General features: G+C 71.9%; 13 protein-coding genes. 11 read left to right on the top strand and 2 right to left on the bottom strand.

All coding sequences use genetic code 11. From position 1 onward, the window contains the following. Positions 1-136 precede the first annotated feature (136 nt). Positions 137-2,080: a PKD domain-containing protein gene (locus ACFRFH_RS00255; protein WP_382461032.1), complete on the top strand. Its 1,944-nt coding sequence runs from the start codon at positions 137-139 to the stop codon at positions 2,078-2,080. Positions 2,081-2,141: 61 nt separating this feature from the next. On the opposite strand, the gene ACFRFH_RS00260 is transcribed toward ACFRFH_RS00255, so the two are convergent. Then, the gene (locus ACFRFH_RS00260) at positions 2,142-3,071 is read right to left on the bottom strand and encodes a patatin-like phospholipase family protein (RefSeq protein ID WP_382461033.1); all 930 of its coding nucleotides are present in this window, start codon (positions 3,069-3,071) and stop codon (positions 2,142-2,144) included. 220 nt (positions 3,072-3,291) lie between these two features. Between ACFRFH_RS00260 and ACFRFH_RS00265 the strand changes: the two genes are divergently transcribed. Beyond that, positions 3,292-4,020, top strand: coding sequence for an SDR family NAD(P)-dependent oxidoreductase (locus ACFRFH_RS00265; RefSeq protein ID WP_382461034.1), 729 nt, complete (start codon positions 3,292-3,294; stop codon positions 4,018-4,020). 21 nt (positions 4,021-4,041) lie between these two features. Here the strand turns inward: ACFRFH_RS00265 and ACFRFH_RS00270 are convergent, their stop codons facing one another. Continuing rightward, positions 4,042-4,218 carry a hypothetical protein gene (locus ACFRFH_RS00270; protein ID WP_382461035.1) on the bottom strand — a complete coding sequence of 59 codons (177 nt, stop codon included), beginning with the start codon at positions 4,216-4,218 and terminating at the stop codon, positions 4,042-4,044. A 252-nt stretch (positions 4,219-4,470) separates the two neighbouring features. Between ACFRFH_RS00270 and ACFRFH_RS00275 the strand changes: the two genes are divergently transcribed. The 9 genes from ACFRFH_RS00275 (at position 4,471) to ACFRFH_RS00315 (ending at position 9,796) form a co-directional block, all read left to right on the top strand. Beyond that, complete coding sequence (locus tag ACFRFH_RS00275; RefSeq protein ID WP_382461036.1) at positions 4,471-5,337, top strand: alpha/beta fold hydrolase; 867 nt, start codon at positions 4,471-4,473, stop codon at positions 5,335-5,337. Next, entirely contained in the window at positions 5,334-6,092 is a 759-nt protein-coding gene (locus ACFRFH_RS00280) for a class I SAM-dependent methyltransferase (RefSeq protein WP_382461037.1), read from the top strand. The genes ACFRFH_RS00275 and ACFRFH_RS00280 overlap by 4 nt, the downstream gene beginning before the upstream one ends. A gap of 42 nt (positions 6,093-6,134) precedes the next feature. Beyond that, positions 6,135-6,635 carry a SixA phosphatase family protein gene (locus ACFRFH_RS00285; RefSeq protein WP_382461038.1) on the top strand — a complete coding sequence of 167 codons (501 nt, stop codon included), beginning with the start codon at positions 6,135-6,137 and terminating at the stop codon, positions 6,633-6,635. Between the two features lie 71 nt (positions 6,636-6,706). Beyond that, positions 6,707-7,135: a hypothetical protein gene (locus ACFRFH_RS00290; protein ID WP_382461039.1), complete on the top strand. Its 429-nt coding sequence runs from the start codon at positions 6,707-6,709 to the stop codon at positions 7,133-7,135. Between the two features lie 114 nt (positions 7,136-7,249). Beyond that, the gene (locus ACFRFH_RS00295; RefSeq protein WP_382461040.1) at positions 7,250-7,603 is read left to right on the top strand and encodes an SPW repeat protein; all 354 of its coding nucleotides are present in this window, start codon (positions 7,250-7,252) and stop codon (positions 7,601-7,603) included. 58 nt (positions 7,604-7,661) lie between these two features. Next, the gene (locus ACFRFH_RS00300) at positions 7,662-8,225 is read left to right on the top strand and encodes a TetR/AcrR family transcriptional regulator (RefSeq protein ID WP_382461041.1); all 564 of its coding nucleotides are present in this window, start codon (positions 7,662-7,664) and stop codon (positions 8,223-8,225) included. 30 nt (positions 8,226-8,255) lie between these two features. After that, positions 8,256-8,729 carry a DUF1990 family protein gene (locus ACFRFH_RS00305; protein WP_382462706.1) on the top strand — a complete coding sequence of 158 codons (474 nt, stop codon included), beginning with the start codon at positions 8,256-8,258 and terminating at the stop codon, positions 8,727-8,729. A gap of 40 nt (positions 8,730-8,769) precedes the next feature. Continuing rightward, the gene (gene arfB, locus ACFRFH_RS00310) at positions 8,770-9,207 is read left to right on the top strand and encodes an alternative ribosome rescue aminoacyl-tRNA hydrolase ArfB (protein ID WP_382461042.1); all 438 of its coding nucleotides are present in this window, start codon (positions 8,770-8,772) and stop codon (positions 9,205-9,207) included. A 28-nt stretch (positions 9,208-9,235) separates the two neighbouring features. Beyond that, positions 9,236-9,796, top strand: coding sequence for a dihydrofolate reductase family protein (locus ACFRFH_RS00315; protein ID WP_382461043.1), 561 nt, complete (start codon positions 9,236-9,238; stop codon positions 9,794-9,796). Positions 9,797-9,872 lie beyond the last annotated feature (76 nt).

A 9,872-nucleotide genomic window follows, 5' to 3' on the forward strand; every position in this document is an offset into this window, starting at 1 on the left:
CTGTCCGGCCCTCACGCGCCTCCGGCCGGGCAGGCCTCCACCGACGAATCCTCACGTTCTACTCCCCTGGCCCGGCCGCCGGGCGATACCCTGGCCCGCGAAGGCCCGGACCAGAGCGGGCCGGGAGGGGCCAGCGATGGCCAAGAGCAGAATTCTCGCCGTCTTCGGAGTGTCCGCGGCCGTCGCCCTCGTCGCGTTCGGTGTGCCGCAGACCGTCGAGGGGATCGTGCCGGGGCAGCCCAGCATCCAGTTCACGGCAGCGGGAGACTACGCCGCGAACGCGAACACCCAGTCCGTGCTCTCCGGGATCAAGTCGCTCAACCCCGACCTGCATCTCGCCGTCGGTGACCTGTCGTACGCGGCCACCGGGCAGGAGCAGGCCTGGTGCGATTTCGTCACCCAGACCGTCGGAGCAGGGTTCCCGTTCGAGATCGTGTCGGGCAACCACGAGAGCAGCGGGCAGAACGGGAACATCAACGACTTCGGCGCCTGCCTGCCCAACCAGCTGCCCGGCGCGGTCGGCACCTACGGGCGGCAGTACTACGTCGACGTGCCGCAGGGGTCGCCGCTGATCCGGTTCGTCATGATCTCGCCCGGCCTGCCCTTCTCCGACGGCACCTGGACCTACGCGGCGGGGACGGACCACTACAACTGGACCTCCGCCGCGATCGACGGCGCCCGCTCGGCCGGCATCCCGTGGGTGGTCGTCGGGATGCACAAACCCTGTCTCTCGATGGGCCAGTACACCTGCGAGGCGGGCCCCGACATCATGAACCTGCTGGTCTCCAAGCGAGTCGACCTCGTGCTGACCGGGCACGAGCACCTCTACCAGCGCACCAAGCAGCTCGCGACGGGAGCCAACTGTCCGACGATCACCCCCGGCACGTATACGCCGGCGTGCGTCGCCGACACGGGCAACGCGCTCGTCAAGGGCGCCGGAACGGTCTTCGCCACGGTCGGGACCGGCGGCAACAACAACTACGACATCAATCCCGCGGACACCGAGGCGGGCTACTTCGCCTCGACCTACGGCAACTCGACGGCTCCGCTCTTCGGGCTGATGGACGTCACCGCGACCGCGACCCAGCTCAACGCCTCGTACGTGCGAACGGCCGGCGCGAACTTCAGCGACCAGTTCACCATCGGGCCGCCGACCGGAGGCGGCAACCAGCCCCCCAACGCGGTCATCTCCTCCTCGTGCACCAACCTCACCTGCGCGTTCGACGGGACGGGCTCCAACGACCCGGACGGGACGGTGAACTCGTACGCGTGGGACTTCGGCGACGGCACGACGGGCACCGGCAGCACTGCGAGCCACACCTATGCGGCGGCGGGGACCTACCCGGTGCGCCTGACCGTGACGGACAACCTCGGCGCGACGGGGACGGCGACGACCTCGGTCTCGCCGACCGCCCCACCGCCGCCGCCGAACGTGCTGGCGGCCGACTCCTTCTCGCGCACGGTGTCGGGAGGCTGGGGCACGGCCCCGACCGGCGGCGCGTGGTCGGTGGCGGGGTCGGGGACCCTGTACTCGGTCAACGGAAGCGCTGGCCTGATCCAGCTGCCCACCGGCTCCGGCGGGACGACCCGGCTGCCCGGCGTATCCTCGACCGCGACGGACCTGCGCCTATCGGTCGCACTGGACAAGGTCCCGTCGTCCGGCAGCGTCTACCTGACCGTCCAGGGCAGGCGGATCAGCACGGCCGGCGGCTACACCTCGAAGGTGATCGTCTCCTCCGCGGGCAAGGTCACGATCCAGATCACGCGGGTCGACCAGAACGGCGCGAACGAGGTCGTCGTGCAGCCGGCGGTCACCGTGACGGGCCTCACCTACGCGGCCGGGCAGAAGCTCGACATCCGCGTGCAGGTGGTCGGGACCAACCCGACGCTGGTGCAGACGAAGACCTGGCTCGACGGCACGACGGAGCCGACGGCCTGGCAGCGCTCGGTGACGGACTCGACGGCGGCACTGCAGGCGGCCGGCGGGCTGGCGATCACCGGGTATCTGTCCGGCGGGGTCGCGAACTCGCCGGTGACCATGTCGGTGGACGATGTGAACGCCGTGACGCCGACGCCCTGACGCCAGGCCGCCCGGCCGCGAGCGTGGCCGCCGATCGCCGGATCGGCGGCCACGGGTGCACTCAGCCCGCCGCGCCGCCCCAGAACCCGCTGAGCCCCGCGGCGGCGGCCCTCCCCTGGTCGTAGCCCGCCCGCGCCGATGCCGGCCGGCGCGAGAGGTCCATCATGCTGTCGCCGAAAGCGTCGAGGGATGCCTGGTCGGGCATGATCGTCTCGACCAGGCTGCCGCCGGCGCGGAGCTCCTCGACCTGCGCCGCGAGCTGCATCCTCCACTCGAGCGGATGCCGGGTGCGGCCGCCGAACGGCGACAGCACGAGCACCCGCCCGTAGCCGGCCGCGAGGTCGGCGTTCTCGTTGCGCCGGTAGCCGCCGTCGATGTACTGCTCGCCGTCGATGGCGTAGGCGAAGCCGCTCGAGCAGCTCGCCGCGACGGCGTCCGCCAGCTCGACGCCGCTGTCCCGGTCGAAGGTCACGCCCTCGCCGGTGCGCGCGTCGACGGCGGTGAGGAGGATGCGCTGCTCCGGCCACTCCTGGCGGGGCAGGCGCGAGGCGACGGTCGCGCGCCACTGGTGCTGGCGGCCGGGGTCGGCCTGATCGGCGAGCCCGATCGCCCACGCGCCCAGCCCGCGGCGCATCTCGGCGGCGTCGGAGGACTCCGCGATGATGCGGCCGGTGACCTCCAGCTGGCTGGAGACGGAGCCGGCGACGCCGCGCGCGACGCCGTCCCCGCCGGGTCGGCCTCCACCCGGGGCGCCCGGGCGCTGGGGCGGCGGCGCGTCGAGGATCGCGGCCAGGAGGTCGGTCGGCGATGCGCTGGTGATCTGGGCGGCGGCGGTCGACCCGGCCGACGTTCCGACGATGAGGTCGGCGCGGGTGACGTCCACCCCGCCGTCGAGGAGGCCGGCGACCACGCCGAGCTCCCAGGCGTTGCCGGAGGACCCGCCGCCGTGGAGGACGAGCGCGCGGGAGGAGGAAGAAGTGTGTGCGTTCATGGGAGTGCCTTTCACGAAGATGCCTTCGGGCGCTCCAGCGACGGCTACCGGCGTCGCGCGATCGTGCACTGCAGGGAAGCACCCAGTGCGGATACTGCGTTCATGGGTCTCACCTCCTGCGTTCGGATCACGATCGGGAGAACGTTAGCACGGCCGGCCTGCCGAAGGTGGTACTCGCCGGGCCTGGTTCCGCGGCGACGGCCGGCGCAGGCTGGAGGGCGTGAACATCACGACAACCACCGCACTCGTCACCGGAGCCACCAGCGGGATCGGGAAGGAGATCGCCCGCCAGCTCGCCGCGCAGGGCTGGAACGTCCTGCTCGGCGCCCGCGACCGTGAGCGCGGCGAACAGGCCGCCGCCGAGGTCGGCGGCACCGTCCTCCCGCTCGACGTCACCGACGCCGACAGTGTGGCCGCCGCCGCCGCTGCCGTGCCGGCCCTGGACGTGCTCATCAACAACGCCGGCATCTCGCTCGACATCGCCGAGGTCATCACCGACGTGGACGTGGACGTGTTCCGGCGCACCTACGAGACCAACGTCTTCGGCGTGGTCGCCGTCACGAACGCGTTCCTCCCGGCGCTGCGCCGCTCCGCGCATCCCCGGATCGTCAATATATCCAGCGGCACCGGCTCGCTCACCTGGAGCAGCGGGCCGAACCCGCAGTTCGACCACGTCGCCGCCTCGTCCGGCCGCGGCGCCGCCTACCGGTCGTCGAAGGCCGCGCTCGACGGCGTGACCCTCTTCTACGCGCACGCCCTCGCCGCCGACGGGATCAAGGTCAACGCCCTGGCGCCCGGCCTGCGCGCCACCAACCTCAACCCACGGGCCGCGGGCCTGGGCGGCGACCCCGCCGAGGCGGCGGAGGGAGCGATCCGCCTCGCGACGCTGCCCGACGACGGCCCGACCGGACTGCTGTTCTCGTGGGACGGCACAGTCGCGCCCTGGTGAGGGAGCGCGGCGTGCTGTTCGTCAGCGGACGTCGTACTGGGACCGCCCGAACAGCGCCACCCATTCCGCGTACGTGTGGTCGTGACCGATCGGGCACCAGCACCGGACGCTGATCGTGCGGCTGTCGCCGGTGCCCTCGATCGTCTCGACGTGCGCGACGGGCGCGGGCCTCCTGATGGGGGTAATCGCTGCACCCATGATCGTTTCCTGTCTCGTTCGGTTTCCCCCACCTCTCGATGAAGAGTAGGTCGGCGACCTGGGATGGACGCCCTGGATCAGCGAACTCGAAGCCTGGCGGCCGCCCCAGTTCTCGGGTAGACGGAGGCGCTCATCCTCGGGCGGGCGGCGTCCCGGTCAGCGGCGCCCGCAGTCCGGCCGCGACTGGCCGGCGCGTGGCCCAGCGCGTACGATCCACACCATCACCCGTTCGCCGACCGAGACGAGTCCGTCATGGAAACGCGCACCATCCACACGCCAGGAGCCGAGATCGTCTACGACGTCGCCGACGCGGAGGCCGGCGACGGAGGCCATCCCCCGCTCGTGATGATCGGCCAGCCGATGGACGCGGGCGGCTTCTACGCCCTGGCCTCCTACCTCCCCGACCGCGTCGTGGTCACCTACGACCCGCGCGGCCTCGGCCGGAGCACGCGCAGCGACGGCGAGGTGACCAATACCCCCACGACGCAGGCCGAGGACGTCCACGCCGTCATCGACGCGCTCGGGGCCGGCCCGGTCGACCTGTTCGCGAGCAGCGGCGGCGCCGTGACCGCCCTGGCCCTGGTGACCGCCCATCCTGGGGACGTGCGCACCCTCGTCGCGCACGAGCCCCCGCTGCCGGGCGTCCTCCCCGACGCGGAGGCCGCCGAGCGCGGCCTCGACGCGGTGCACGCCGCCTACGAAGCCAAGGGCTTCGGGGCGGGCATGGCCGCGTTCGTGATGATGACCTCGTGGCGCGGCGAGTTCACGGACGACTACTTCGCCCTCCCCGCACCCGACCCCGCCATGTTCGGGATGCCCACCGCCGACAACGGCGACCGCACCGATCCCCTGCTCTCGCAGCGCTCGGTCGCGATCACCGGGTACCGCCCCGACATCGCCGCACTGAAGGCCGCCCCGACCCGCATCGTGGTCGCCGTCGGCGAGGAGTCGGAGGGCGTCTTCACCGGCCGCACCTCCACCGCTCTGGCCGGCCTGCTCGGGACGTCGCCCGTCGTCTTCCCGAGCCACCACGGCGGCTTCGCGGCCGAGGACTCCGGCTACCCCGGCAAGCCCCGGGAGTTCGCCGCCCGGCTCCGGGACGTGCTCGACGAGTCGTGAGGAGCGACTTCGCCGGGACCACCGCCCAGTACTACGCCGGCTTCCGCCGCGACCTGCCGGCCGACCAGACCGCCCTGCTCGTCGCGGCCGCCGGTCTGCGCGCCGACGACATCGCCCTGGACCTCGGCTGCGGCACCGGCCAGCTCGCGGTGCCCCTCGCGCAGCACTGCGCCGCCGTGGTCGCGATCGACCCGGAGCCCGACATGCTCGCGGGCCTGCGCGCCCGTCGCGCCGAGCGGGTGGTGTGCGTGCTCGGCGACGACCGGGACCTGCCGGTGCTGGCGGTCCCCTTCGCGGCCCCGATCGGCCTCGTGACGATCGGCAACGCCCTCCACTGGATGGACGAGCGCTCGACCCTGCGGGCGGCTGCTGCGCTGGTCCGGCAGGGCGGTGCGGTCGCCGTCGTCACGCAGGGGCCGCCGCTGTGGCTCGGGCGCGCGCCGTGGCAGCGGACGGTGCGGGAGGCGCTCGAATCGTTGTACGGGCCGGTTACCGGCAACTGCCGCACGGATTCGACGGCCCTGGAGGAGCGCCGCGCGACGGCGGCGGAGCTCGGGCTCGCCACGGAGGTGCTGACCTGGACGGCTGAGTACCCGGTCACGGTGGACTGGGTGATCGGGCATCTGGGGAGTGCGTTGGGCGGCGACAAGCTGAGCAGAGTGGAGGAGCTGACGGTGTTGCTGGAACCGCTTCGAGGCGAGCCGATGGTGGAGGAGGTCACCACGAGCGTGCTGGTCGTCCGCCGTCACGAGTGAGCGGCGATGCCAACGCACCGGGTCGTGGGCCACACTGACACCGTGACAACCTCCGAGCGCACCCTCATCCTGCTGCGCCACGCCAAATCCGACTGGTCCGGCGCGCTCCCCGACATCGAGCGCCCGCTGGCCGAGCGCGGGAATGCCCAGGCTCCCCTCGCGGGTCGCTGGCTCGCGAGCCACGGCGGCGTGATCGACCTCGCCATCGTGTCGCCCGCGCAGCGCGCCCGCGAGACGTGGCAGCTGGCGTCCGCCGAGCTCGATCCCGCTCCTCCCGTGCGCTTCGACGAGCGCGTGTATGCGGCATCCGCGGACGAACTGCTCAGCGTCGTGCGCGAGACGCCGGACGAGGCCCGCACGCTGATCCTGGTCGGTCACAATCCCGGGATGGAACAGCTCGCGTCGCTGCTCGCCGACGACGAGGTGATCCTGCGAACCGCGGGCATCGCGGAGTTCGGCGTCTCCGGCCGGTGGTCCGGGCTCGATGCCCGCTCGTCGGCGCTCCGGGCTGCGGGTCGCGCCGACGGCCATGGCCTGAGCTGATCTCGCATCCCGCCGGCCAGTCGCGGCGCGCTCTCCTCCCGAGTTCGCGCCGGACGCCCTAGGTTCGGATCATGGCCCGGTCGGTGTGGAAGGCTCCCCTGATCGCCCTCGCGATTCTCGCCGGACTGGGCGGAATGCTCGCCGGGGCGTTCGCGCTCATGAGTCTGCCATCGGGCACGGCGATGCCACGCCATCCGGTCCCGGGCCCCGACGCCACGCTCTCCTCGACGGCGCAGGCCTACATGGAGGCGGCGCAGCACAACGACTGCGGCATGACCCGCGCCCTCACGACCTCGAACACGACGGCGTGGTGCGACGGCCCGAAGCTGCTCTCCTACACATTCCTCGGGCGCACCGGAGACGATGGCGAGTGCATGGGGTACTCGATCACCACCGACACCGGCCTCGACGGCACCGACCAAGGCGGGACCGAAGGGTGGTCGTTCTGCTACCGCCTCACGAAGGCGGGCTGGCGGCTCTGGGATCAGGGCCAGGGCTGACCCGCCGAACCGGCCTCGACGCGCAACATTCGCATTGACCGGGCGGTCAATCAATTCTAAAATGCGATATGACCCCCAGATCGGGAGCCGACTGACGAAGGGATGTTGGTGTCGATGAAGAAGTGGACTCGCTGGCAGGACTGGGTGGCCGTCGCCGCCGGTCTGTATGTCGCATTGTCGACGATCTGGATCGCCCACACGGGCGCGTCCTTGCCGATCATGCTCGTCCTGGGTGTGCTGCTGGTCGCCGCCGGAGCGTGGAGCCTGGCCATGCCGGGCCTCGTCTCGATGGAGTGGATCCACGTCGCGCTCGGCGCCCTGCTGATCATCTCGCCGTGGGTGGGCAACTACACCTCGAACGCCGCAGCGTCCTGGACCTCCTGGATCGCGGGAGTCGTCGCCCTGGCCGCCGGCCTCCTGGCCGTGCAGCCCGCCATGAAGATGCATCACCCGCAGGCGACGCACTAGCTCGACCGCGTGCGAGGGGCCGGTCTCCGGCCCCTCGCACACCATTGGAAGGACACCGGTGGAACAGCCAACGGACGCCCGCACCCGGATCCTCGACGCGGCAGAGTCCCTCTTCGCCGAACACGGATTCGACGCGACCGCGACCTCTGAAATCGCCCGGGCAGCGGCGGTCCCCAAGGGCCTCCTGTTCTACTACTTCCCCACCAAGAAGGACCTCCTCGCGTCCCTGGTCGGCGAACGCCTCGGGCCAGGCAAGATCGATCCCGGCCCGCTGATCGAACCCGGCAATCCGGTCAGGTCGCTGCTGAACCTGAGCCAGAAGCTCTTCCGCGTGCAGGCCGACTCCGACGTGCTGCGCGTGATCGTCTGGCGCGAGCAGCACTCGCACCCGGAGGTCAAGGCCAAGCTGGCCGCGCACCGCCGCGCACTGCACGCGACCATCGAGAAGGTGCTGGCGGGGAGCCTGCACATCCCCGTCGGGAGCAAGCGGCTGCGCGCCGCGGCGCTCGCGTGGGGGGCGATCGTGACGGCGCCGCCGCTGGAGGACGGAGCGGGCGAGACGCGGCCCGAGGACCTCACGGCGCTCGCCGAGATCGTCTGCGCGGGGTTGCAGGCCGACTGAGAACTCGCGCCCTAGAGTGTGAGCGTGACGATGCCCGAAGCGCCCACCTGGGCGTCGAGCGACCCGCAGTTCCGCCGATCCGAGATCTCCGCCGTCGTCGGCCGCGGCGAGGAGCACTGGCGGCGCGCGGCCGAGGACGTCCTCCGGTGGCGGGTGAAGACGCGCAGCGGTTTCCTGGTCGACTCCCCCGCTCCCGTACGCGTAGGCCGGCGCGAGCGGATCCGCGTGCGCGTGCTCGGCGCGACCATCGTCGAGCCGGTCGAGGTCGTCGCCGTCATCGAGGACCAGGACCGGGTCGGCTTCGCGTACCGAACGCTGCCCGGGCACCCCGTCGACGGCGAGGAGGCCTTCGTCGTGCATCGCGACACGGCCGACGGCGACATCGTGCTGACCGTCCGCTCGCTCACCCGTCCGGCTCCGCAGCAGCCGTGGCGCATACTCCATCCGCTGCTCCGCCTCGCCCAGGTCGTGGCGCGGCGGCGGTACCTTCGCGCGCTGCGCTGACCCGTTCGGCGCAAATCGCGACCAAGAGGATGATGGACCCATGCCCACCGTCCACCGCCCCGGCCTCCACGTCGACGCCGGACTCACCATCCCCGAGTCCGAGCTCTCGTGGCGGTTCTCGCGGTCGTCCGGTCCCGGTGGGCAGGGCGTGAACACCGCCGACTCCCGGGTCGAGCTCGTCTGGGATGTGGCGGCCTCCGCCGTCCTCTCAACGGCCCAGCGGGACCGACTGCTCGAGCGCCTGAGCGGTCGCATCGTCGACGGAGCACTGACGATCGCGGCATCCGAGTACCGAGCCCAGCTGCGCAACCGGGAGGCCGCGCGCCTCCGCCTGGCCGAACTCGTGGCCGAGGCCCTCCAGCCGCCCGCGCCACCGCGACGCCCGACCCGGCCGACCCGCGGCTCGAAGCAGCGACGCCTGGAGGCGAAGAAGCGCCGCACCGACCTCAAGCGCCTGCGCCGCCCGCCCACGGACTGAGCCCGCCGCGGCCTCCGAAAGGAACGAGATGAGACCCCTCCGCTACGCCATCAACGTCACGCTCGACGGTTGCGTCCACCACGAGGCGGGGCTCCCGCCCGACGAGGACTCGATGCGCTTCTGGACCGCCGAGCTGGAGCGAGCGGACGCCCTGATCTTCGGCCGCGTCACCTACGGCATGATGGAGTCCGCGTGGCGCCGGCCGGCCACGGGTGCCTGGCCCGAGTGGATGGACGAGACGCAACTCCCGTTCGCGGAGGCCATCGACCACGCGAAGAAGCACGTCGTGTCGAGCACGCTGACCGAGGTCGACTGGAACGCCGAGCTGCTGACCGGCGATCTCCAGCAGGAGGTCGAGCGGCTCAAGCGGGAGCCGGGTGAGGGTCTGTTCGTGGGTGGGGTGACGCTCCCCCTCGCGCTGGCGGATTTGGGTCTGATCGACGAATACGTGTTCGTCGTGCAGCCGGTCCTCGCCGGGCACGGGCCGACATTGCTCGCCGGGCTGCGCGAGCGCGTCGAGCTCGAGCTGGTGGAGCGGCGGGAGTTCGGGTCAGGGGTGATGGCGGTGCGATTCCGGCCCCGCACGTAAAGCCCGACGGTGCCCCGCGCCGGCGACATCACCCCACAACTGGGCCGCTCGGCGCCCCGCCGATGCCCGCTAACCT

The sequence above is a fragment of the Leifsonia sp. NPDC056824 genome (genome assembly GCF_042789575.1).
Classification (GTDB): Bacteria; Actinomycetota; Actinomycetes; order Actinomycetales; family Microbacteriaceae; genus Leifsonia.